17 protein-coding genes, 1 tRNA gene and 1 pseudogene are annotated in these 24028 nt (G+C 59.9%); 10 read left to right on the top strand and 9 right to left on the bottom strand.

Going from position 1 to position 24028, the window contains the following annotated elements; all coding sequences use genetic code 11:
- Window positions 1-109: 109 nt before the first annotated feature.
- From ACFE70_RS07070 to ACFE70_RS07060, 3 genes are all read left to right on the top strand, one after another.
- Complete coding sequence (locus ACFE70_RS07070) at window positions 110-1273, top strand: AAA family ATPase (RefSeq protein WP_375417021.1); 1164 nt, start codon at window positions 110-112, stop codon at window positions 1271-1273.
- Between the two features lie 406 nt (window positions 1274-1679).
- Window positions 1680-2174 carry a hypothetical protein gene (locus ACFE70_RS07065; protein WP_375417020.1) on the top strand — a complete coding sequence of 165 codons (495 nt, stop codon included), beginning with the start codon at window positions 1680-1682 and terminating at the stop codon, window positions 2172-2174.
- 196 nt (window positions 2175-2370) lie between these two features.
- Window positions 2371-2967, top strand: a complete 597-nt coding sequence (locus ACFE70_RS07060; RefSeq protein WP_375417019.1) for a recombinase family protein — start codon at window positions 2371-2373, stop codon at window positions 2965-2967.
- A gap of 39 nt (window positions 2968-3006) precedes the next feature.
- On the opposite strand, the gene ACFE70_RS07055 is transcribed toward ACFE70_RS07060, so the two are convergent.
- Both ACFE70_RS07055 and ACFE70_RS07050 read right to left on the bottom strand, forming a co-directional pair.
- Complete coding sequence (locus tag ACFE70_RS07055; RefSeq protein ID WP_375417018.1) at window positions 3007-4365, bottom strand: PAS domain-containing sensor histidine kinase; 1359 nt, start codon at window positions 4363-4365, stop codon at window positions 3007-3009.
- Complete coding sequence (locus ACFE70_RS07050; protein WP_375417017.1) at window positions 4355-5737, bottom strand: sigma-54-dependent transcriptional regulator; 1383 nt, start codon at window positions 5735-5737, stop codon at window positions 4355-4357. Before ACFE70_RS07050 ends, ACFE70_RS07055 begins: the two co-directional genes overlap by 11 nt.
- A gap of 302 nt (window positions 5738-6039) precedes the next feature.
- Here ACFE70_RS07050 and ACFE70_RS07045 point away from each other — a divergent pair, with 302 nt between their 5' ends.
- The 3 genes from ACFE70_RS07045 to ACFE70_RS07035 are packed head-to-tail and all read left to right on the top strand — an operon-like array spanning window position 6040 to window position 10401.
- Complete coding sequence (locus ACFE70_RS07045; RefSeq protein WP_375417016.1) at window positions 6040-7299, top strand: efflux RND transporter periplasmic adaptor subunit; 1260 nt, start codon at window positions 6040-6042, stop codon at window positions 7297-7299.
- A gap of 39 nt (window positions 7300-7338) precedes the next feature.
- Complete coding sequence (locus ACFE70_RS07040; RefSeq protein ID WP_022821726.1) at window positions 7339-8022, top strand: ABC transporter ATP-binding protein; 684 nt, start codon at window positions 7339-7341, stop codon at window positions 8020-8022.
- Between the two features lie 21 nt (window positions 8023-8043).
- Window positions 8044-10401 carry an FtsX-like permease family protein gene (locus ACFE70_RS07035; protein ID WP_375417015.1) on the top strand — a complete coding sequence of 786 codons (2358 nt, stop codon included), beginning with the start codon at window positions 8044-8046 and terminating at the stop codon, window positions 10399-10401.
- Between the two features lie 198 nt (window positions 10402-10599).
- On the opposite strand, the gene ACFE70_RS07030 is transcribed toward ACFE70_RS07035, so the two are convergent.
- Both ACFE70_RS07030 and ACFE70_RS07025 read right to left on the bottom strand, forming a co-directional pair.
- Window positions 10600-11361 carry an IS630 family transposase gene (locus ACFE70_RS07030; RefSeq protein ID WP_375417025.1) on the bottom strand — a complete coding sequence of 254 codons (762 nt, stop codon included), beginning with the start codon at window positions 11359-11361 and terminating at the stop codon, window positions 10600-10602.
- Window positions 11309-11722, bottom strand: a pseudogene (locus tag ACFE70_RS07025) (helix-turn-helix domain-containing protein); the annotation flags it as partial. The pseudogene ACFE70_RS07025 and the gene ACFE70_RS07030, both read right to left, overlap by 53 nt.
- A gap of 160 nt (window positions 11723-11882) precedes the next feature.
- On the opposite strand from ACFE70_RS07025, the gene ACFE70_RS07020 reads away from it, so the two are divergent.
- Entirely contained in the window at window positions 11883-13862 is a 1980-nt protein-coding gene (locus tag ACFE70_RS07020) for an RNA-binding domain-containing protein (protein ID WP_375417014.1), read from the top strand.
- 18 nt (window positions 13863-13880) lie between these two features.
- Here the strand turns inward: ACFE70_RS07020 and ACFE70_RS07015 are convergent, their stop codons facing one another.
- The 4 genes from ACFE70_RS07015 to ACFE70_RS07000 form a co-directional block, all read right to left on the bottom strand.
- Window positions 13881-14606 (bottom strand): hypothetical protein, encoded by a 726-nt coding sequence (locus tag ACFE70_RS07015; RefSeq protein ID WP_375417013.1) that lies wholly within the window; start codon window positions 14604-14606, stop codon window positions 13881-13883.
- A 12-nt stretch (window positions 14607-14618) separates the two neighbouring features.
- The gene (locus ACFE70_RS07010) at window positions 14619-17144 is read right to left on the bottom strand and encodes an N-6 DNA methylase (protein ID WP_375417012.1); all 2526 of its coding nucleotides are present in this window, start codon (window positions 17142-17144) and stop codon (window positions 14619-14621) included.
- Window positions 17145-17182: 38 nt separating this feature from the next.
- The gene (locus ACFE70_RS07005; protein WP_375417011.1) at window positions 17183-19720 is read right to left on the bottom strand and encodes a DEAD/DEAH box helicase family protein; all 2538 of its coding nucleotides are present in this window, start codon (window positions 19718-19720) and stop codon (window positions 17183-17185) included.
- Between the two features lie 120 nt (window positions 19721-19840).
- A tRNA-Gly gene (locus tag ACFE70_RS07000) sits at window positions 19841-19913 on the bottom strand.
- 102 nt (window positions 19914-20015) lie between these two features.
- On the opposite strand from ACFE70_RS07000, the gene ACFE70_RS06995 reads away from it, so the two are divergent.
- From ACFE70_RS06995 to ACFE70_RS06985, 3 genes are all read left to right on the top strand, one after another.
- Complete coding sequence (locus ACFE70_RS06995) at window positions 20016-20261, top strand: hypothetical protein (protein ID WP_375417010.1); 246 nt, start codon at window positions 20016-20018, stop codon at window positions 20259-20261.
- A 78-nt stretch (window positions 20262-20339) separates the two neighbouring features.
- The gene (locus ACFE70_RS06990) at window positions 20340-20894 is read left to right on the top strand and encodes a GNAT family N-acetyltransferase (RefSeq protein WP_375417009.1); all 555 of its coding nucleotides are present in this window, start codon (window positions 20340-20342) and stop codon (window positions 20892-20894) included.
- 10 nt (window positions 20895-20904) lie between these two features.
- Window positions 20905-21957, top strand: a complete 1053-nt coding sequence (locus ACFE70_RS06985) for a hypothetical protein (protein WP_375417008.1) — start codon at window positions 20905-20907, stop codon at window positions 21955-21957.
- Between the two features lie 97 nt (window positions 21958-22054).
- Here ACFE70_RS06985 and ACFE70_RS06980 read toward each other — a convergent pair whose 3' ends face one another.
- On the bottom strand, window positions 22055-23914 hold the full coding sequence (locus ACFE70_RS06980; protein WP_375417007.1) for a glycoside hydrolase family 13 protein: 1860 nt from the start codon (window positions 23912-23914) through the stop codon (window positions 22055-22057).
- Window positions 23915-24028 lie beyond the last annotated feature (114 nt).

The raw sequence follows: 24028 nt of genomic DNA, 5'->3' as shown, positions 1-24028 counted from the left end.
CATGGGCAGTGGAAGGTAAGACTGGCCACTGTCTGTTTTCACTGGACCACCTCATACAATGTCTATACGATGTAGTTCTTAAGCAGCGGAAGGGAGGCGTCTTTTCGTCATGACCTACACAGATAGAATTGCTGTACTACAGCAAGCGAATAGTTTCGAGCTAACCGGCGAAGCTGTGTCCGCAGACCATAAACGCTATGCTCTGGCGTTAGACGAAGTACGAGCCGATTCAGATGTACCCGACCTAGTGCCGGTTGTGCGGATTAACGGTGAGACTTTCGCAGTGCGCGGAGACATTTCCTTCATATCAGGCAAACCTAAGGCTGGCAAAAGTGCTGTATGTGTGTGCATGGCTGCTAGTGCTTTGTTGCCAGCGGGCCATCCAGAGGACACCCTATGCATCAACGTGTCGCCCGCTAACGGGCGACCTGTGCTAATCGTTGACACAGAACAGCCTAAAGCCAACACCAAAAAGATGGTTGGCAATATTGGCCGCCTGCTAGGTGTAGGACCCTCCCACAATGTGCCGAATTTGAAGGTGTATAATTTTCGCAGCTACCCAAAAGCTGAAAAGTTGTTTCGAGTGAGACTGCTGTTTGACATGTACCCGGACGCTCACCTGTGGATTATTGACGGGTTAGCGGACTTGATTGACGACGTGAACGGAGCCACAGAAAGCGGCAGAATCGTGGATTGGTTTATGATTCAGGCTACCACGCTCAACACGACCATTGTGCTGGTGGTCCACGAAAATCCAGGCAGCGACAAGATGCGGGGCCATTTAGGCAGCGAAGCCGAGCGTAAAGGCGGTGGGGTCATCACTGTGACCAAAAACCGAGAGGGTGGATACCACACGATTAATAGCAAAATCCTGCGCAACGCCCACGACTTTGAGGCTGTGTACTTCTCATACTCCGAGGGCCGAAAGTTCTTCGTGACCGATGGGCGGGCAGCAGCTCTCGCGTGTGCGGAAAAAGACAAAGACGAGCGCAACTTGGCTAAGCAGTGTTTCCCAGCAGGTACGGACTCGCTGCGTCACACCCAGCTGATTGAGCGCATCAAGGTTCTGCGTAATGTGCAGGATACGGCCGCGGGCAAGTGGAAGAAGCGAATGCTAGAGTGCGGCACAGTTGTGAAACGGGAAGCGGAGCAGGATTTTGTCCTAGCGGGCGCCCTTGCGTTGGACTTGTTGCCGAGTCCAGGTTTTCAAGCGGACTTGCCCCTACATCGCGTGCCTGTTGCAAACGTCACCTCACCTCACGAGGGCCTATAGTGAATGCGAGGTGAAGTGATGTGCCCAACTGTTTGACACCAATTAGGACATTGAGGTACTACACCACTGCCTCCTCCGTCATATTATGTGAAGTAACGTGATGTAACAAAATCAAGAAATTCTGAATACAGGGACAGAGCTTGTTTGAAGATGACTATGCTTGTCTAGCAAAGCATGTCCTACAACATGGAAGTTCAGTTTTTTAAGGGTTTATAAACGTTCGCGAACGTTTATAAACGGTTGTACCGCCATTTTCATCTGCTTTATGCTTTATACAGAACGAAACTGCCTTCAATGCGAAGAACCCATTGTAGGACGCGCTAACAAAAAGTTTTGCTCGGATGTGTGCCGCTCGCAACACTTTCGCGACAATCCTACAGAACCAGACGGTAGGACTGCACGACCATTGATTACATCTTCCACCTCGAAGCAGCCTATTAAACCTCTCGTTGGACGAGCCCGTCCGACGCCCGCAGCCGAAGAGGACGAGGAAGACAACTCCGTGGATGGCTTACTGGCACAGGTTGCACGAGGACACAAGGCGAAACAGGAGGCTGAGGCGAGCCGCAAGCTGGACGAGCGTTATGAAAAGTTTATTGATGAGTGCCTGAAGGCCGATGGTGAGCCGTTCAACGACGAAAACGATGACGAATTACAAACATGGCTGGACGAGGTGGATGAATTAATCATCTCTTATCGGACCCATACTGCCTTGGGCCAGTCGGTCAATTGCACGCACGAGAGACTTGATGACCTCTACTGGCTTCGCGACAAGTTTAGCCGCCTACTAATAAAATGGCAGAACCAGGCAACCTCATGGCTTAGAGACCTAGAGCCGGTTTACTTTGAACTGTCAGGGAAGCGCAAGGCTCTTCTGCGGGCTCATCTGCTGCTGAAATAGATGGGCGACTAGCACGTGATTGGTGGGGAAAGCTGGGTAGGCGGTTGTCTCACAAAACGGACGTTTTCCGACGACGCGCCAGCTTGCTCCAAACGGAAAATTAAGCTGCGTCGAAACTGTCTTATTCCCTGGTCTCACGAAACTGTGTTCGCGCATCTTCATCACCGTGACTTTCTGAGACTATTGCCTTCCCTCCATGAAAATTGGCTACGCCCGCGTCAGTACCCAGGACCAGCAGTTACACTTGCAGATTGACGCCTTGCAGGCCGCCGGCTGCACCGACCTTATACAGGAGAAAGTCTCCTCTTCTAAAGACCGGCCGCAACTCCAGCTTCTGCTGACTCGGCTACGCGCTGGCGATACGCTCGTAGTCTGGAAACTCGACCGACTGGGACGCTCGCTCAAAGACCTCGTCACGCTGGTGACGAGCTTTCAGGAGAAAGGTGTCCAGTTCGTGAGCCTGCACGACCACTTGGACACGACCACAGCCCAGGGTCGGCTCATGTTTAACTTGTTTGCTTCGCTCGCGGAGTTTGAGCGCGACATCATCCGCGAACGTACCAGAGCCGGGCTCACCGCGGCGCGGGCGCGAGGTCGGCAGGGTGGCCGGCCCAAAGGTTTATCGAAAGAAGCTTTGTCTAAGGCGCAAGCCGCCAAAACGCTGTACCTGCAACAAGACAAAACGGTGGCTGAAATCGGCCAGCTGCTGGGCGTGGGACGGGCGACTATATACCGCTACCTCGTTCACCTGGGCGTCCCCACGGGCAACAGTCAGACGTTGACCGGAGCTTAATGTGATTTTTCGTCCTGTGTGTGGTAAGAAAGCCCCTTGTTAGAGTGTGGTCGGGCCGGAAAACCAAAGCTGAAAGACGCTGCCTGCACCTTCCGCGGATTGTACCTGGATGCTGCCCTGGTGCAGCTGCATAATTTGCTTGGCCAGACTCAGCCCAATACCAGAGCCGCTTTGGCGGGTGGTGAAAAAAGGGACGAAGATGCTGTCCAATAAATCGGCAGGAATGCCGCTCCCGTTGTCTTTTACCTCAATGACCACTCGTTCCTGCCTATCGAGCCAGGCCAGCAAATTAATTCGTGGGTCGGGAGTTTGGTCGACGGCCTGCGCGGCGTTGAGCACCAAGTTAATAAGCACCTGCTCCAGCAAGTGGCTATCTGCTTGCAACGTGAGGTGGGCGGGGCGCACGGTGATAGCTACTTCGATGCCTTGGGCAGTCAGCTGTTGAGCTAGCAACTGATGGGTGGTCTGGAGCAACTCCTGCACGTAGAGAGTCGTGCGTTGCGGCGGGGCCAGGGTGCTGAAGTTGCGATACACCTGCGCAAAGCGCAGCAACCCTTCGCTGCGTTGCTGAATGATGCGGATGCCGGTGCTCACGTCGTCGAGCAACTCGGCGGCAGCCGAATCCTGCTGCTGGGCCACCTGCACGTGGCGGCCCAGCGAATCGGCCAGCGAGGCAATGGGCGTGACCGAGTTCATGATTTCGTGCGTCATCACTCGCAGCAGTTGCTGCCAGGCGGCGGTTTCGGTGTCGGCCAGTGCCTGGCTAACATTTTTGAAAGCCAGCAGGGTAAACGCTTCGCCCCGCGTGTTAAACTGCGTGGCGGACAAGAGGAGTTGCAGCGCGTGGGAGCCCACGGTCAGCTTGACCACCGCGGGCTGGCCGGGTACGGCCCGGCCAATGGCCTCGTACAGGACCGGCTGCCGGTGTTGCAGCGCCTGAATGCTTTTCAGGTAGGGCAGTTGCAGCGTGCTTTTAAAAGCCTCATTGACCCAGGTTACGGTGCCCGCCGCGTCGTAGGAAACGATGCCGGTATCCAGGAGGGCCAGGATGGTTTGCAGGTACTGAGATTGCGCTTCCTTCTCGGCCCGCAACTCGCGGAACGTGGCGTTGACTTGGTTGAACGCTGCGTGCAGTCGCCGCAGCGACGCCGAAGCGGGCTGCTCCGGGTACTGCCGCGAAAAGTCGCGGTATTTCAGGGCCAGCGTGAAGTCGAGCAGAGCCTGCTGGCCGCGCGTCAGGTAGCGAGCCAGGACTACAACCAGAGCCAGCAGTGCTCCCAGCGCCACCAGGGCCAATCCGTAGGCGTGGTGCAGCGCGGCGTACCCGCCGCCAGCCAGCGCGGCCAGCAGCAACAGCAGCCGCCCCAACAGGCCGGTATCCAGGCGGCTAAATATCATGCTTGTCGAGGCGGCGGTAGAGGGCAGTACGGGTGAGGCCCAGCTCCTTGGCAGCTTTCGTCAGGTTGCCTTGGTGGCGGTAGAGGGCACGCAGGATAGTGCTTTTTTCTACTTCCAGTAACGGAAGCCCATTTTCTGTCGGTGCCAAGCCCGGTGCCGCCGCTGCCTTGGCGGCAGATGCGGGGTTCTGAAAGTGAAAGTCTTCGGGCCGCAGCACCGGACCGGTCCCTAAAATAATCGCCCGCTCCACGGCGTGCTGCAGCTCTCGCACGTTACCCGGCCAGTTATACTGCTGGAGTTTATGCACGGCGGCGGGGGTAAATTCCGGGGCTGGTTTCTGGTTGCGCAGGGCGTACAGCCGGGCGAAGTGCTGGGCCAGCCGCTGCACGTCGTCGTCCCGCTCGCGCAGAGGCGGCAGCGTGATTTCGACGGTGTTGAGGCGGTACATCAGGTCCTGGCGGAAGGCCCCGCGGGCGACCAGCGCGTGCAACGGCGCATTGGTGGCCGACAGCAGCCGAATGTCCACGGGCACGGGCACGTTGCTGCCCACCGGCACCACCTGGCGGTTTTGCAGGGCCGTCAGCAGCTTGGCTTGCTGCGGCAGGGGAATGTTACCAATCTCGTCCAGAAACAGGATGCCCCCGGTGGCCGCTTCAAACCGGCCCACGCGGCTAGCCTGGGCATCGGTGAACGCGCCCTTAACGTGCCCGAACAACTCACTTTCAAACAACCCCTCGCTGAGCGCGGCCACGTCGGCCGCGACGAAGGGCTGGGCAGCGCGGCGCGACTGCTCGTGCAGGAACCGGGCGACCAATTCCTTGCCGGTGCCGTTCTCCCCCAGCAGCAGCACGTTGGCGTTGGTCGGGGCCACCTTTTCGATGATGGCCCGCACCTCCTGCATGGCGGCCGATTGCCCCAGCAGGGCCGTGGCAGCGGCCGACGCAGGTAAGATTTTCGGGCCGCCCCCCCCGCTTTTGCCGCGGGGCTTGGCTTGCAAGGCGGCGGCGAGCGTTTGTAGCAGCTGCTCGTTGTGCCAGGGCTTGAGCAGGAAATCCGTGGCGCCGGCCTTGAGCGAGCGCACGGCGGTGCGCACGTCGCCGTAGGCCGTCATCAGGATAACCGCCGCGGTGGGGTCGTGCTCCAGGATGCGGCCGAGCCAGTAGAAGCCCTCGTTGCCGGTGGCCTGGCCGCTGCGGTAGTTCATGTCCAGCAGGATGGCGTCGAAATGCTGCTGGCGGAGCAGGGAGAGCAGGTTTTCCGGGTTTTTCTCCGTGACGACTTCCCGTACCTCGGTCTTGAGCAGCAGCTTGATGGCGAACAGCACGTCGCTTTCGTCGTCTACTACCAGCACGCGCGCTTGCTTGGAAATCATGAAAAAGGCTGGATGAAACGTAAAAGTCGGTGCCTGTCTATACCCGTACCAATCGGGCCCCACAAACCATGCAAGCCTGGGAAAAGTAGCGTTTTTTAGCTAGTAAAGCCGTTTCCGGTCGGGATGCGGATTCTGAGTGTATCAGAACCGAACGGTCGGCTGTATCAAAAGCGGACGCTTGGAGAAGGACACTCGCTGTTCCATTACAAAAACCGTTGATTAGCAATAAGTTGCAATGAAGGCACCGTTCTTGGGACGCCCAGCCAGTAGGTTTCTACTGCTTCCCCCATGCCCCGCGCCGAATGGATGTTCTAATTCCCAAGAAAAAGTGGTCGTTTGTTACCCGCTGGTGGTGGCTAGGGGCCCTGGTGCTGGCGGGCACGGGAGTGGCCGGCCTCTACTGGCCTCGGCCGGGCCAGCGGCTGCACGTCGCGGCCAGCCGGCTGACCATTAGCCCCGTTATACGTGGCAATTTTCAGGAATTCACGGCCATTGATGGGGTGGTGCAGCCGCTGCGTACCGTGTACCTGGACGCAGTGGAGGCCGGCACGGTGCAGCAGGTACTGGTGGAAGAAGGCACGACCTTGACGGTGGGCCAGCCTTTGCTGCGGCTGACCAACCCCGACTTGCAGCTGGAGATGGTGAACCGCGAAACGGCCGTGTACGACCTGATGAACAACCTGCGCAACACCCGCAACCAGCTGCTGCAAAACCGCATTCTGCGCCAAAACCAGCTAGCCGACATCGACTTTCAGCTGGCCGAGGCCCGGCGGGTGTTCGACATCAACCAGGTGCTGTACGACCAAAAGGTGATTGCGCGGCAGGACTACTTGCAGAGCCAGAACGCCTACCGCTACCAGCGGCGCCGACGGCAGCTGACGCAGCAGACCCTGCGCCAGGATTCGATGGCCATGCAGCAGCAACTGGGCACCATGCAGGAATCGGTGCGACGCATGACCAGCAACCTGGCCCTGATGCGGCGCAAGATGGACGACCTGCTGCTACGGGCCCCGGTGGGCGGGCGGCTCAGCTCGCTGGCCGCGGAAGTGGGCGAGGCCAAAACGCGGGGGCAACGCCTGGGGCAGATTGATGCGCTGGCGGGCGTGAAACTACACGCCGCGGTGGACGAGTTCTACATTGCTCGCATCGGAACCGGTCAGGTGGGCGAAGTGGTGGTGGATGGCCAGGCGTATGCCTTGCGCGTGACTAAAATCTTTGCCCAAGTGGCCAAAGGCCTGCAAATCGACTTGGCCTTTACCGGTACCCCGCCACCGGGCCTGCGGCGGGGCCAGACCCTGCCCATCCGGCTGGCGCTGAGTGCAAAGGCCCCGGCGGTGCTGCTGCCCAAAGGCGGCTTCTACCAGCAAACCGTGGGCAACTGGGCGTTCAAGCTGGGGGCCGACGGCAGCAGGGCCCAGCGGGTGGCCATCCGGCTGGGGCGGCAGAACCCCGACTACTACGAAGTGCTGGCCGGCCTGCAACCCGGCGACCGGGTCGTAACCTCCAGCTACGAAGGCTACGCCGACCAGCAGGAACTGGTGCTGGATAACCACCAGCCATAGGATTTTTACTAACTATCTGACCATAAAAGGCTGATGCTGATAATTAAGACCGAAAACCTGGAGAAGGTGTACCGCACCGAGGAGGTGCAAACCAAGGCGCTGAACCACGTCTCGCTGACAGTGGAGCAAGGGGAGTTTGTGGCCATCATGGGCCCCTCGGGCTGCGGCAAATCGACGCTGCTCAACCTGCTAGGCCTGCTCGACGAGCCCGATGGCGGCAGCCTGCAACTGCTGGGCACCGAAACCAGCCGCTACTCCGAGCGTCAGCGGGCCGAACTGCGCAAGCGCAGCCTGGGCTTCGTGTTTCAGAGCTTCAACCTGATTGACGAGCTGACGGTGTTTGAGAACGTGGAGCTGCCCTTACGCTACCTTGGCGTGGGGGCCGCCGAGCGGCGGCAGCGGGTGGAACAGGTGTTGGAGAAAATGCAGCTGCTGCACCGGCGCAACCACTTTCCGCTGCAACTATCGGGCGGGCAGCAGCAGCGCGTGGCCGTGGCCCGCGCCGTGGTGAACGCCCCGCCCCTGCTGCTGGCCGACGAGCCCACCGGCAACCTCGACTCGGCCAGCGGCCACGACGTGCTGGGCCTGCTGACCGAACTAAACGAGGCGGGCACCACCGTGCTCATGGTCACGCACTCCGAGCACGACGCCCGGTACGCCCGGCGCGTCATCCGCCTGCTCGACGGGCAGGTAGTACTGGAAAACAGCCGCAGCCAATTCTAACCGATTCCTCCCCCTTTGGCCATGCTTCCCTACCCCTTGCTGCTTATCTACCGCAACTTTAAGCGGTTCAAAAGCACGTTCTTCATCAACCTGATTGGCCTCTCGACCGGCCTGGCCTGCGCGCTGCTCATCTACCTGTGGGTAAGCGATGAGCGCAGCTTCGACCGCTACCACGCCCTGGACGGCCGGCTCTACCAGGTGATGGAAAACCGTCGCACGGCCGCCGGCATCGAGACCCAGCCCGGCACCATACCGCTGCTGGCCGAGGCCTTACGGCGGGAAATGCCGGAGATTGAATTCGTGGCCACTACCACGCCGGTCCCGTTCTTCCCCGCCTTCACGCTGGCGGCGGGCGGCCAGCACCTCTCCGCCGTCCCCAAATACGCGGACCCGGCCTTCTTCCAGCTGTTTTCCTACCCCCTGCTGGTGGGCACCCCCGCCACGGTGCTGCGGGATAAAGATGCCATTGTCCTCTCCGAAGCCCTGGCCACGAAGTTCTTTGGGTCGCCGCAGAACAGCCTGGGCAAAGCCGTGGAATGGCAAATGGCCGACAGAAAGCAGACCTGCCTGGTGGCTGGGGTGTTTGCCGGGGTGCCCCGCAACTCGTCCGAGCAGTTTGATTGCGTGCTGCCGTTTGCCTCGTTCAAGGACCAGATGCAAATGAGCGAGACCATCAAGTGGGACGACGACGGCCCCTTCAACACCTATTTAGCCTTGAAGGAGGGCGCCAGCCCCGCGCAATTTCAAGCCAAGCTGGCGGGTTTGTTGAAAACCAAAAGCGCGCAGGCCCAGGCCCGGGCGCGCACGCTGTTCGTGCGGCCGTTCTCGGCGGCGTACCTGCACGGCACCTACGAAAACGGCGTCGCCACCGGGGGGCGCATCGAGTACGTGCGCCTGTTCGCCCTGATTGCTGTGCTCATCCTGGTGATTGCCAGCATCAATTTCATGAACCTGTTCACCGCCAAGGCCTCGCGGCGGGTCAAGGAAGTGGGCATTCGCAAGGCCCTGGGGGCGAGCCGCGCCGCGCTGGTGGGGCAGTACCTGACCGAATCCGTGGTGATGGCCTTGCTGGCCCTGGTCGTGGCCGTGGGGCTGGTAGAGCTCGTGCTCCCGCAGTTCAGCGAACTGACGGGTAAGCCGCTGGCCTTGCGGTGGGTGTGGCAGCTGGTGGGGGCCGGCCTAGCCCTGGCGCTGGGTACGGGGCTGCTGGCAGGCAGCTACCCCGCGTTCTACCTGTCGGGGTTCCAGCCGGCGGCCGTGCTGAAAGGCAAGCTGCCGACCAAGGCCGGGGACGTGTGGACGCGGCAGGGCTTGGTCGTGCTGCAATTCACGCTCTCGGTGCTGTTCATCGTGGCCGTGGTGGTGGTCAACGCGCAGCTGGCGTTTGTGCAGCGCCAACCGCTGGGCTACGATAAAGCACACGTGCTCCGCTTTGATACGGGCGGCAAGGCGGCGCGCCAGCAGGCGGCCTTTCTGAGCGAGGTGAAGCAATTGCACGGCGTTGTGCAGGGGTCTAGCGTCTTGGGCGGCTTCCTGGGGGGGCGCTACGTCTCGGAGATGAGCTGGCAGGGTAAGCGCTTGCCCGTAGGGACGATGCTGGTCAACTATGACCTGGTGGAAACGATGGGTATGCACCTGGTCGCCGGCCGCAGCTTTGCGCCGCAATTCCGCGCCGACAGCGCCGCCATCCTCGTCAACCAGGCCCTGGTGGCCGGCCTGGGGATGCCGGACCCCGTGGGCCAACAACTCGATGGCGCCCGCATCGTGGGCGTGGTCCGCGACTTCCACTACGAGTCCCTGCACGAAAAAATCAAACCCCTGCTCCTCAAGCTCGACCCCCTGATTAACACGGTGCTCGTGAAGGTCCAGCCGGGCGCGGAGCAGGCCACGATTGCGCGGCTTCAGCAACTGTACGCCGCCTACAACCCCGGCTTTGCGCTCGACTACACGTTTCTGGATGCCGACTACCAGGCCCAGTACGTGGCCGAGCGGCGGGTCGCCGTGCTCGCCCGCTACTTTGCCGGGCTGGCCATTCTCATTTCTGCCCTGGGTCTGCTGGGCCTGGCCGCCTTCACCGCCGAGCGGCGGCGCAAGGAAATCGGCATCCGCAAGGCCTTGGGCGCGAGCGAGCTGGGCATTGTGTGGCTATTAACCTGCAGCCTGACCTGGCTGGTCGTCGTAGCCATCGTACTGGCGCTGCCCCTCAGCTACCTGCTCCTGCAGCGGTGGCTGGAAGGCTTTTCCTACCGCGTGGCGTGGCAGTGGTGGTACTTCGCCGCAGCCGGCATGGGGGCCCTGCTCATTGCCTGGCTCACAGTAAGTGTGCAGGCCTGGCGAGCCGCCCGCCGCAACCCCGTACTGAGCCTGCGGGCAGAATAACACAAGACTGTCTATTTCTTCTCGGTGGCCTTTCATGACAACCGCAAGGCCACCGATGCCGGTAGAATTTTTGAGCGACGAGCTGGCCGCTCGTCACGGCCGCTACCACCACGACCCCAGCGCAGAGTAACTGGCCCGTCTATTCTGCTTTAGCTACCCAGACCATTTTGACTCTAGTGTTATCCTAGTAGGGCAAATCTAGCCGGTTGTCGGGTACAATCGCTTGAGTTTGATGCGGGCTTTCTCGGTAGTGAATTGCCAATTGGTAGGTGCTCCCAACTGATTACGGGCCAGCTGCCACGCGTGGCAGTGTGCTTGCAGCGTAGACCAGTCGGGCACCCGCTCCGGCAAGCCGTGGGTAAGCAAGGCGGCAAACTCGATTTCGGCCATGTTGAGCCACGAGCCATGCTTGGGGGTGAAGACGAACTCGACCCGCTGTAGCAGCGCGTGGGCCCGCACCGGGTCGAAGACCTCGTAGAAGGCCGCCGGCTGGTGGGCCGACAAGTTGTCGAGCACTAAGGTCATGCGCTCGACTTGGGCGTAGTCCTGCTCCAGCAGGCGGGCCACCACGCGGGCGAAGGTGAGCCGGTCGTGGCGGTCCTCGACCTGTACGCGGCGGCGACCGGCAAGCGGCTCGTGTAGCATGTACACTTGGGCCACGCCTTGGCGGTGGTACTCGCAATCGTAGCGGGTGCTGCCGTCAGGTAGCGTGAGCGGGGTGCGGCTTTCGCGCAGCAACTGTTTGGGCGACTCGTCCAGGCACACCACCGGCCGGGCCGCGTCGTAGGGCCGCTGGTACACGTCCAACACCCGCTCCATTTGGCAGACAAAGGCCGCGTTCTGAACGGGCGGAATCACCCACATCTGCCGCTTCCAGGGCTGTAATTCGTTTTTTGAGCACCCGTCCCACCATCGCCGCGCTGGCCTGGGGCAACACCTGAAGCGTAACCAGGCGGTCAGCCAGCAGGCACAACGTCCAGTGGGCGTGGCCGGCGGGCGGGGCCGAGCAAGCGGTGGCGGCCAGGTAGGCCTCCACCTCGCCCGTGTATTTGCTGGCCGGCCACCGCTGGCGCGGCTGTCCGTGCAAAGCCGCGTCCACGCCCGCTTCGCAGGCCCGCTGGCGCAGGCGTTCGAGCGTGCGCGTACTCACCCCGTAGGCCTGGCTGGTTTGCGCGTCGCCCCAGCCCAGGCCGTTCGTGGCCACGGCCAGCAGGCACTGCGCCCGTACCAATCGGGCGCTGGCCACGCGCCGCTGCTGCACCAACTCCGTCAGCGAGGTCTGTTCGTCGGCCGTCAACGTTAATACATAGTACTTTGCCATCTGTCAGGTCGTTTTACCCGACAATATACTAGATTTACTCTACTAGAGGTCACTGTTCTTAGAATGCGGCTCTATAATCTCTAGAATGAGCCTGCCAGTGAGTTGGGGCAAAGAATGCAGGCAAAGTATCTTTGAGGTCAGCACTTGTTAGCGGATTCTCATGCCTACTCACCAATACAATCTATTTTCTGACCCCCTTGAGGATTCGGTAATTGCTGCTTTTCCGCAATTCGAAGGCAGCGAGATAGAGTATAAGTCAGCGAGAGGCGGTTTTCCTGGGGCCTTCTGGGAAACCTACTCGGCGTTTGCTAATACAGAAGGCGGGCTGATTGTCTTGGGGGTAAAGGAGGAGGCAATCAATAGGTTTGTTCCTGACGGGCTGACGCTGGTTCAGACTCAACGCTTCCGCCAGGACTTCTTTGACACCCAAAACAACCGGAACAAGATTAGTGCGGACCTGCTGAAGGACGCGAATGTGCGGCACATTCCGGTTCCAGACCAGCCCGACCAGTATTTTCTGGTTTTTGATATACCGCGGGCTAACCGTGAGCAGATGCCCGTTTATGTAGGCCTCGACCCTAACACTGGGACATACAAGCGCCGCGACAGTGGCGATTATCGCTGCAACCGCGACGCCGTGCGCCGCATGATTGCCGACAGCGATGCCAACGTGCCCGCCGACAGCCGCATTCTGCGTGGATTCGTCTACCCCGACGATTTAGACCTGCGCAGCATCCAGCAATTTCGGCAACTGATGAGCACTACCCGGCCAGGGCACACGTGGCTGGCCGAAGATGATTTAGGACTGTTGCGCAAACTAGGCGCCTACCGCCAAGACCGGCAAAGCAAGCAAGAAGGGCTGACGCTGGCCGGGGTGTTGATGTTTGGCAAAACAGAAGCCATTCACGACCCTGAATGTGCCCCGCAGTTCTTTCCCGATTATCAAGAGGTGTTGACGCAAGACCCTGAAGTACGCTGGACTGACCGACTCTACCCTGATGGCACCTGGGAAGCCAACTTATTTCAGTTCTTCCGCATGGCGTGGCCCCGTATCTCAGCCGGGTTACCGCGCCCATTCCAACTAAAAAACGGTCAGCGTCAAGATGAAACGCCAGCTCATACTGCCTTGCGTGAGGCGTTTATCAACTCGCTGGTTCATGCCGATTATAGCGCGCCCGGCAGCTTGGTGAGCATTCGCCGAACCCACGGTTTTCAGTTTACCAACCCAGGTACGCTACTCGTGTCGATGAGGCAGTACTACGAGGGCGGCACTAGTATCTGCCGTAATAAATCGCTACAGCGAATGTTCAGCTTTATCGGCGGCGCGGAGCAGGCTGGTAGTGGAGCCGACAAAATCGTGCGGGGCTGGGAAAGCGCCCGCTGGATGCGGCCCTACCTAGACGTGCGCGATGAGCCTGACCGTGTGACGCTGGAGCTAGAAATGGCGAGTATTCTATCGGGGCAGGCGCATGAACGGCTACACGAGGCGTTTGGCGAACGGGCTGCTGCTTTATTTGGCGATGCCCTGACCGTGCTTTCCATTGTAGCCCTAGAAGACACTGTTACTCACCGAAGCTTGCGCTACCGGGTGAATATGCACGCGGCCGACCTGTCGGGCTTGCTAAAGACCCTCTGCCAGGAGGAGTTCTTGGTTTCTACGGGCCGGGGCCCTGGTACTACTTATGCGCTGAATGAAGACGATAGCGTTGCCCCACAGGAGACTAGCTCAGTTGGGAATGAGAAAAACTCCTTACAGAAGGCAGTGATTGCTACTGATAAGATGGAGAGCTTGAGCCAAAAGATGGAGACTTCTTACGGAAATCTGGAGACCTCCACCAAAAAACTGGAGACTTCGAGCGAAAACCTGGAGACTTCCGCCGAAAACCTGGAGACTTCCATTAAAAACTTGGATACCACCGGGAATGAGCAGGGTCAAGTGCCCGCTTCAGTGAAGCTAGAACAGACCCTGCTGGAAGCAGCAAAACAGGGTTGGCGCTCGTTACCGGAACTGGCTGAAGCCACCAGTAAGAACGGCAAGTATTTAATAAATGAGGTCATACCGGCTCTGATAAAAGCTGGAAAGCTGGAACGACGCTTTGCCCCCAACCACCCGCGCCAAGCCTACCGCACAGTGCATTGATTTAGCTGACTGTAGAAATCAGTAGTCTGCTTGGATGGCACAAAACCTGTCAAAAAGCGTCTGCATAGCCTCAAAATGCTCGTCACTGCGTAAAGAGTCTAAATCAAAGCTCAAGCAGGCCTCCTCATTACTGGGTGAGAAGTAGTTAGTGTAAATCAGGACCTCTTGAATCTGGTCCTCTTCCAGCGGATACTCCCGAAGTTCGGGGTCATGGCTATCAAGCAGGAACTGCTTGAAACACCCTTGCACTACAGGCCGCATCAAATTCTGAACGGTGCCGAGTAGAGCCAACACCTCATTGATTTTAATATCCGCCGTAGCCGCGCTGGCATAGTAGATGCTACCATTAGCGTGCGCCATGTCATTGCGGTCATCCACAAGCTTTTTCAGCTTACCGATGTGCTGACGTTCGCAGTCAACGAGACGCAATAGGTTGAAAACGGCCCGCTCTTGCATCCGACTGAAGCTGAACGGGGAAGACGCTTTTAAAATCTTATCCTTGTCCTCATCCTGATGCAATAGCAGGGCACTTTCTAATAAGACCTTCCGATTACCCTTAATCTGCCAGACCGCGCAGTACACGCAGCTCATGAAGAGCATGTGATAAGCCAGCAGCGCGAATTGGTATTGTCCATTCGCATAGTTCTGCTCAAAAGCTTGCCAGAGAAAGCCTACGTATTCCTGCTCCTGCTCATTTTTGAACCTGCGGGGCAAGTAGTCCAGGATGCGGGCGGCTTCTTCCATTGTCGTAGCCGTTTAATTAGCCATCACCGCTGCGCCCCAGACCCGGCCGATGGCGTCCCGCACCCGTTGCTCCATCAAGTCAATTAGCTCTCGGTTGGCCGCCACTAGCCGCTGCTCAGTTTCTATGGCCACCACCAGCCGGCGTTGGGTGTCAAGGGGGGGTAGGGCAAACTTGAATCGCAGAACATCATTTCTGGTAATGTTGGCGTCCTTTCGGGTACTGTTCGCAACCTGTTTCCAGTACTCTCTGGAGCTTACTAGCGTGTAATTCAAAAAGTACGGGTCCACGTCTTCATTTGGCAAAAGCGCCGTCATAGCCTGATTCTGCGTGGCTTCGATTTCCAACACGCCGCTTCGGCCAATCTGCTTAAAGCCGCCATACATAGCCACAAGGACTGTCCCAACTGGTAGAATCTGCAACGAGGTTTCTTGTAATGCCAAATTTGTGATGCACTCCTCTGTTGCTCGTAGAGGCCCGTCATTCAAATCGAGGGTTTTGACCCAAGGGATAGTCCCGCCCTCGAAATAATCTTTCCGGTCGCGACTTGGTGTTGTTCCCGACCTGGTTTTGAAAACCTCCCCCAACTCCACCACAGGCCAAGCCGCATCCACAGCGATGCGGGGCTGGTATGCAGCCAGCACCTGCCGGGCTCCATCGAGCACGCGCTGGTAGCCCGCGATTTCGGCCACGATGGCCTGCTGCACGGACAGGGGGGGTAGGGGAATTTCAAAATCTTCTACCACGCTACGCGGCACCCGTTGCAACCCCCCGGTGCCAGTCATGCGTGAAACAGCACTTTCTTTAAACTGCGTGGAGGAAATGAAATAGTAAACTAGTTCAGGTAGTATTTGCTCACTCGGTCGCAGAACATAGAATTCACTCGAACCTAATGCCATACCGTTCAATAGATTCTTGGCAACTCCGGCTTTTCCGTTCTCAAAACAAGGTGTGACCTTAGCGAGAAGCACGTCATTGTTCTTGAAATAAGTATAGCCTTTATCCTCGACCCCGCTCAAAAGTCTTGTCTGCTTAGCAACGAAGCTGATACGATTCTCTTCCACGTCTTGCATCGGCACAAACGACACTTCAGTATTTGGCGAGTACTTATTCAGCTCAGACTTTTTAGGATTAATTTCACAAACTTCTCCTAAAGTCACGATAGGAAAGGTAGATGTAATGGTCACACCTTCCCGATACCGTTCCCCGCTCAGGTTCCAATCTCCGTTCTCCCCGATGCGGCTTTTGCTCACCAAGTGCAGCCCAGCCAAGTCGGAAACGGTCTGTCCCAGGGCACTTTTGCGCAAGTGGTGAAACCAGGTGCGGAGCTGGGCCGCGGCGGCGGGCAGCTCCGAGCCGGTCGTTTCGCGGCGTTGCGCCCCGAGGCCAAAGCCGTCGTTCGCGATTTTGACGAACAGTACCTCGTCGGCGTGGGGCGCGAGGCGCTTGTCGAGCAGCAGCACCGACGTTTTCACGCCGCTGTAAGGCTGAAACACGCCGGCCGGCAAGCTCACCACCGCCACCAGCCCCTGTTGCCGCACCAATTGCTGGCGCAGCGCCCGGTAGGCGGTGCCGCTCTGGAAAATGATACCCTCGGGCACGATGATGGCCGCCCGGCCCTGGGGCGAAAGGTGCTCGGCAATATAATCCACGAACAGCACCTCGGAGCGGTTGGAAGGCATCGAAAACCGCTTATGCGGCCGGATGCCGCCCTTGGGCGACATGAACGGCGGATTGGCCAGAATCACATCGAAAGTGTCGTTCCAGTGCGCTTCGCTTGTGAGCGTGTCATACTCCTCGATGCGCGGCTCGGGGAAGCCGTGCAGGTAGAGGTTGGCCAACGAGAGGCGCACCATGTCGGGCGAGATGTCGTAGCCCTGGAAGTTGCGCACGAGGCGGGCGCGCTCGTCGGGCGTGAGCGTGTCGCCAGGGCGCTGCCGTTGGTTGTGGGCCAGGATGTGCTTGTAGGCCGAAATGAGAAAGCCGGCCGTGCCGCAGGCGGGGTCAAGCACGGTTTCGTGCTTTTGCGGGTCAATCACCGCCACCAGAAAATCAATTAGGTGTCGCGGGGTGCGGAACTGGCCCGCGTCGCCCTGCGCCCCCAGCACTGAGAGCAGATATTCAAAGGCATCGCCCAGCCGCTCGGAGTGGTCGTAGCTGAAGGCATTGATTTCCTTGAGAAAGGCCCGCAACGTTTCGGGGTCGCGGTAGGGCAGGTAGGCATTTTTGAAGATGTCGCGGAACAGCGTGGGCACGCCGGGGTTCTCGTTCATCTTCCCGATGGCTTCGGAATAGAGATTGAGCACGTCCTGCCCGCCCATGCCGGGGGCCATGAGCTGCGCCCACCCAAAGCGAGCAAACTGCCCAGCGAAGAAGGTGCGCTTGCCGTTCAGCTCCTCCGACTCAGCGTCCATGTCATCCATGAACTTGTAAATCAGCGCAATGGTAATCTGCTCTACCTGCGACTTGGGGTCGGGCACTTTGCCCACCAGAATGTCGCGGCAGGAGTCTATTCGGCGTTTAGTTTCGGTATCGAGCACTGGAAAGCGAAAAGTGTCAGGGAGCACCAGCTACCGGCTTATAAAAAGCGGTTCAGCGGCACATAGTCCTTGATGTAGGTAGGAATGATGTTACGCCAGCCGGCTGGCACGGCCTTGTAGTCGGCCATGCCAAAGCTAGGGTTAGTATTCAGGTCGGTAAGGTGGCCATCGGCCAGGATGGTACGCAGCCGCCCATCTGTGATGTAGGCTTTGAAAAAGTACTTCATGGCCACGATGTGCTCGGCATCGGCCGGCTTGTAGTCGAGCACAAATCGGTCAAATTCTTCCTCCAGCAGCTCATCCTTCGATTTGAAGGAAGGAATACGGCCGAAGGCTTTTTCCAGCACTTCGCGCACGCTCAGGCGGCGGTCCACGCCGGCGGCGCGGCGCAGCTTTTCGAGGTTGAAATATTCCTGGGGCTTGTCAAAAAAGGTCTTGACCAGATACTCGGTCGCCTGCTCCCACTGCCCGGTCTCTACCTGGCGGCGCAACACCTCATCGGCCTTCACCTGGTCCTCGAACTTTTCGAAGAACATGCGGTCAACCTTCATTCCCTCCAGGCCGATAAACTGCTCTTCCAGAGTGCGCACTCCATCGGCCTCAGTGGTCTCGTAGGAGCCGGTCGAGGGTTGGTCCCCACCGAAATCGTCATCACGCCGGGCGGTGGCAGCGCGGGCCGGCAGCTTCAGCACCTGGTCATAGTTGAACCTCTCCTCGAAGTACTCGCAGTTGGCGAAGAAGTCGAACAACTTGAAGGCCGTTTTGCGGGGGTGGCGCACTAGCTCGTGCTGACTTTCGTCGCGCAGTTCTTCAAGGAAGTTATGCTTGCGAGTGCCCCGGCCCTTCATCTGCACAAACTCCGTGGGCGAGAAGATGGGCCGCATCAGGGCCAAATTCAAAATATCAGGACAGTCGTAGCCCGTGGTCATCATGCCCACCGTCACGCACACGCGGGCCTTACTCGTGCGGTATTCAGGAAGAAAATTGGCCGTGCCCAGCAGCTTGTTGTTGGCGAAGTTGATGGTGTACTGCTGCGCACCCGACACCTGCGAAGTTACTTGGACCGCAAAATCGGACTGGTAGCGGCCAGGGTGAACCTTATCGGCCAGTTCGTTGAGCAACTGGGTGAGCTTGGCTGCGTGCGCCTGGCTCACCGCGAACACGATGGTTTTGCCAAATTCCCCACTCACGGGGTCCAGCAACCCGTGGCGCAGCAGCGTCTCGCAAAACACGCGGTTGGTGTTTTCCGAAAAGAACTTCTTCTCGAAATCGCGCTGGAAGTAGGTTTCTTCTTCCTCATCGCTGGCCTCCTGTTGCGCCAGCGCGGCGTAGCCCTCATCAGATAGTAGCTGCGTGGTAATGTCGGTGCGGGCGTCCACCACCACCGGGTTTATTAGAAAGCCGTCGCGTACTCCATCCAGCAACGAGTAGCGGGAAGTAGGCTGCCCGGACTCGCAGCCGAAGGTGCGGTAGGTATCCAGCATCAGGCGGCGCTCCAGCTCCCGCGGGTCGCGAGAAGTGGGTTGGGCTGTGTCGAAGCGTTTGAGATAGTCACGAGGCGTAGCCGTGAGACCCAGCTTGTAGCCAATGAAGTACTCGAACACGGCCCGCGCGTTGCCGCCTATGGAACGGTGCGCCTCATCAGAAATCACCAGGTCAAAGTCAGTCGGCGCGAACAGCCGCTGGTACTTGCCATTGAATAGCAGCGACTGCACGGTTGTGACCACAATTTCAGCCTTACGCCAGTCGTCGCGCTGCTCTTTGTAGATGACAGACTTGGCGTCGTTTTTCAGCAACTGCACGAAGGCTTTGTTGGCCTGCTCTTCCAGTTCCAGGCGGTCCACCAGAAACAGTACTCGCCGGGCGTTCCCCGTGCGCAGGAACAGCTTGATAACGGCTGCCGCCGTGAGCGTCTTGCCGGTGCCGGTGGCCATCTCGAACAGAAATCGACTATGCCCCTCCTTCACCATCTCCTGCAATCGCCGCACCGCCCGCAACTGATACTCGCGCAGAAAGCGCAGCTTGTTCTTCTCGACGAAGTCTGGCCGCTCCGCCTCATTTTTCCAGCCGGCTTCATTCGCGTAGCTCGGCTGTTGCGTCAGGGCGATATAATCCCCCTCGACGGCTTCGCTCACCAGCTTTTCGGGGTTGGGCTCAAACTTCTTGTAGCCCGCTACCGACTCCGGGCCCGGAAAGCGCGAAATGACATAGGGGCTGCCCTGCGTCAAGTCCCAGAAGTAATGCAGGTTGCCATTAGATAGCAGCACGAACCGGCAGTTCTGGGAACGGGCATATTTGCGGGCCTGCTCCTTGCCGACGAGCGGACTCTTATCCTCGGCCTTAGCTTCTAGCACAATCAACGGCGCGCTTTTCTCGTCCAGCAGCAAAAAATCAACGAAGCCATTTTTGATGCTCTCGAAGTCATCGCCCAACGCCGATACCTGGGCCGTAGTCAGCTTCACGTTCGGCTCCAGCACAATGTTGGCCTTACCCGCCTCAGAATCGAAGAACTGCCAGCCAGCTTCCTCTAGCAGCTTGTTGATTTTGATTCGGGCAGTTGCTTCCTTATTGGCCATCTGTTGCAGTGTTGTTCTTAGCTACTCAATGGCGAGCAACAAACCACTTGTGTAATTTACTGTGTAATTCAAAACCAAAACAGCCGCCTAGCATATAAGCTAAACGGCTGTTAGTCAATGAGCGAGAAACGAGGTTCGAACTCGCGACCCCCAGCTTGGGAAGCTGATGCTCTACCAACTGAGCTACTCTCGCCTGACTGGCTTGGTGGCACGAATTTACGCCACAGAATTGGCTTTGCAAGCGGCTGGCTATTGGGGTAACACCAAACCGGGGCGCACCGTAGTGCTGGCATTCATGGCTGCTCCCCGTCCCCTACCCCCCGCCACGCGCCGCTTCGTGGGCTGGCTGCTGCTGCTGGCCGGGGTGCTGCTGGCGCTGGGCGTGCTGCTGCAAATCGGTATTGCCGTGTACCTAAGCAAGGAAAATGGCTTCGATGCCGTGGGCTGGCCGCGGCTGGGCACGCTGGCTTTGGGGCTGGCCGCGGCGGCCGTGCTGGCTTACTATGGCCGGCTACTGCGCCGCTCGGGCAACCCGTCCTAGGGCGGAATATGCTGGTTGGCCCTGACCTTTGCCCTTCTAATATTTTACGCTAGCCTGACCGCCGGCTCCTATCCCCTCATGTCTTCTCCCCTTCGGATTACCCTGGCCAAAGCCACCCCCGCCGTGGCGGCGCAACTGGCCGAGCTGGGCCGGCAAACGTTTCACGACACCTTCGCCGCCGACAACCGGCCCGAAGATATGGCCGCTTACGAAGCAGAAGCTTTTGGGCCTGAACAGCAGCTGGCCGAGCTGCAAGACCGCGAAAACACCTTTCTGCTGGCCTTCATGAACGCCGAACTGGTGGGCTACGCCAAGCTGCGCGACAACTCCAGCCTGGGCCTGCGCGAGGGGCAGGACCCGGCCGGCCGCCTCGAAATCGAGCGGCTCTACGTGCGCCACGACTGGCTGGGCACTGGTCTGGGCGCCGCGCTGATGCGCGGCGCGCTGGCGCTGGCTGAGCAGCTGCACTGCGTGGCCGTGGTACTGGGCGTGTGGGAAAAAAATACCCGCGCGCTGGCGTTCTACCAGCGCTTCGGGTTTAAGCAGATTGGCTCGCACCCGTTTCAACTGGGGCAGGACGTGCAGACCGACCTGATTCTGCGCAAGGGTCTGGCGGGCCGGCGGCTGGCGTAGCTTTGCCGCCATGCCGCGCGTTTTCTTTTCAGGCTTGTTGGACTGCCTCGCCCTTGGGACGGCGGGCCCGCGCCGCGGGAATCGTCTTTCGGGGCTGCTGCTGGCCTTGCTGCTGGGGACAGGCTGCTCGCCGCAGCGCGGCGACCCTGCCAGGGCCGCTGCCCCGCTGGGCACGGGCCACTTCGAGGGCAGCGTGAGGCTGAAAGAAGGGTCAGCAGCGTCGTTTAAGCTGGTGCTGGAGCTGCGCCACCCGCGCGCTGGCCACTACGAGGCGGAGGTGCTGGCCCCCACTCGACCGGGCCTGAGTTTCGTGGCCGATTCGGTTGATTTTCAGGCACCCACGCTGCGCCTCACCCGGCCCGGCCAGCCCAGCCAGCGCCTGGCACTGACCCGCGAAGGCGACTTCTGGCGCGGCACCCTGACGCTGGATTCGGCCCAGGCGCCGGTGTTGCTGCTGCGGCGCGGCACCCCCGCGCCGGCCACCTACCGCGTAAGCCGGCTCCGTGAGCCGGCGCTGGGCGCTGGCCCGCTGCTCTTTGCCCCCGCCGACGAAACTATGGCCGGCCCCGCGCTGGCCCTCTTGCCGGCCCCCCAGCACGCGGCGCTGGCCCTGCGTTGGGCCGATGCGCTGGCGCGGGCCGGCGTCATTGTGCTACTCCTACCCCCCCCGGCCGACACCGCCGCCGACCTGCTCGCGGCGCAGGCCGCCCTGCGCCAGCTGCGCGCCACGCCCGGCGCCGACACCGCCCGGCTGGGCGTGTGGGCCACCGCCGGCCGAGCCGCCAGTCTGGCGGCCGGCCTACCCGGCGCAGGACCGCCCCAGCCTAATTTTCTGGTTCTGCAACAGCTGGCCAACAGCCGGGCGCTGCGGCCATCGCTACGGCAGCTGCCGGCCGCGCGCTCGGTACTGGGCCTCTACGATGAGGAGGCGCCGGGCAGCCGCCGCGCCAGCGCCGCTCTGCGCGCAGCGCTGCCACAGCGGCAAGGCCACCGGGTGCGGGTGGTGCCCGCCGCGGCAGCCGGCGCTGCCGTAGCCGACTGGCTGAGCCCCGCAGGGGACTAGGACAGCTTGCCGCGCGGCGGGGGGTAGAGGATTTCATTAGCCATATCAGCTTGGCTGTTAATGAAATGAACTGCCCTACCCCCCTCCTGGCTCCAGCTTAAGGCTTAAGTTCCAGCACCACGGCGGTTTTGGCCGGTAGCTGAAGAATGGCGATGCTGGCCAGGTCTTCTCCCGTCAGCACGTTGCGGGCCTTGGTGAAGCCCTTGGTGCGCTCCGCGAAGCGGGCGGTGGGCAGCGCGACGGGCTTGTCGGTCGAGTTGGTGGCCACCAGCACGGTGCCGGCCGGGCCGTAGCGAAAGTACACGTATTGCCCATCCTGGGGCAGATATTGCATGAGCTGGCCGCTGCTCAGGGCCGGGTGGGTACGCCGGTAGGTGGCCAGGGTGCGCACGAATTGAAAGGCTTCGTTTTCGCGGGCCGTGCGGCCGGCAGCCGTGAACTTGTCCTGCGTGTCGCCGGCGAAGCCGCCGGGAAAGTCGCGCCGCACCTCGGCGTCGCTGGGGTTCTTGAAATTCTTCATCAGAATCTCGGTGCCGTAGTACATACACGGGATGCCGCGCGTGGTCAGCAGCCAGGTCAGGCCCATTTTGTACTTGTCGAAATCTTCGCCGATAGTCGACAGATAGCGGTCGTGGTCGTGGTTGTCGAGAAAGGTCACGAGCTTGGCCGGGTCCTGATACACCGCATCCTGGGCCAGCGCCTCGTACATGCGCTGCGGGCCGCTGCCCTCCTTCAGCCCCTCCACGATGGCGCCTTCGAGCACGAAATCCAGGCCGCCCGGCTGGTTGGATTTGAAAGGAAAGCTGATGTTATTCTTGACGTAATACGACTGGTCGACCACGTTATTGACCGACGACTCGCCGAACAGGTGAATGCGCGGGTATTCCGTGAGCAGCGCCTTATTGCAGCGGTTCATAAATGGCTGGTCGTTATACATATACGTATCGACGCGCCAGGCATCAACGCCGAAGTTCTCTACCGTCCAGATGGCGTGCTGAATCAGGAAATTGGCCAGGTAGGGATTCGACTGATTTAAGTCCGGCAGGAAGGGCACAAACCAGCCGTCGAGCGTGACTTTGCGGTCAATTCGCGAGGCGTGCGGGTCGGTGATGGGCTGCTGGCGGTAGGACGTGTTGGTGTAGGTCGGCCACTGATGCAGCCAGCTTTTCATCGGCAAATCCTGAATAAACCAGTGCGTGTTGCCCACGTGGTTGTACACTGCGTCCTGCACCACCTTCAGGCCCGCCGCGTGGGCCTGCCGCACAAACGCCTGGTAGCCGACATTGCCACCCAGGCGCCGGTCGATGGCGTAGTGGTCGGTGAAGCCGTAGCCGTGGTAGGAGGAGCGCTGGGCACCGCCCTCATCGGTCAGGGGCTGATTATTCTCCAGCACCGGCGTAAACCAAATGGCCGTTACGCCCAAATCCTTCAGGTAAGGCAGGTGCTGGGCGGCGCCGGCCAAATCGCCGCCGTGGCGCAGGAATGGGCTAGCGCGGTCGGCGCTGGGGTCGCGCATATCGGCAAATTTGTCGTTGCTGGGGTCGCCGTTGGCGAACCGGTCGGGCATGGCCAGGTAGATAAAATCCGCATCCGTGACGCCCTGGCCTTTGGGCGTGTTGTCCCGCGCTTGCAGCTCAAAGGCCCGCGTGAGCGTCTGGGAGCCGCTTTTGCCCACGATTTGCAGCTTGCCGGGCTTGGCCGTGGGTGCAATAACGAGGTCGAGGAAGGCGTAGTTAGGATTTTCCACCTTGCTGGCCTTCACCAGCTTCACCCCCGGATACTGCACCGAGTAAGTCAGCGTGCCGGCGCGGGGGCCGTACACGAGCAGTTGCACGTTCGGGTTTTTCATGCCCACCCACCAATTGGTCGGGTTTACGCGCGTGATGCTAGCGGGCTGCGCCAGGACGAGGGTTGACAGGAAAAGCAGGGGTAGGAGCAGCGCATAGATTTTTCGCATGACGTTGATTGAAGAGTAAGGGACCGGAGGGGGTTTAGCAAAGCTTTGCCAAAAGTAAGGGGGTAGGGAATCCGGCGCCGCCAAGCGGCCCGACCGGTCTGACGGCTGCGCCAG

Origin of the sequence: uncultured Hymenobacter sp. (assembly GCF_964243305.1) — a bacterium.
GTDB lineage: Bacteria > Bacteroidota > Bacteroidia > Cytophagales > Hymenobacteraceae > Hymenobacter.
Note: the sequence above shows the minus strand (reverse complement) of the source record. Positions and strands in the feature narration are given on the sequence as shown.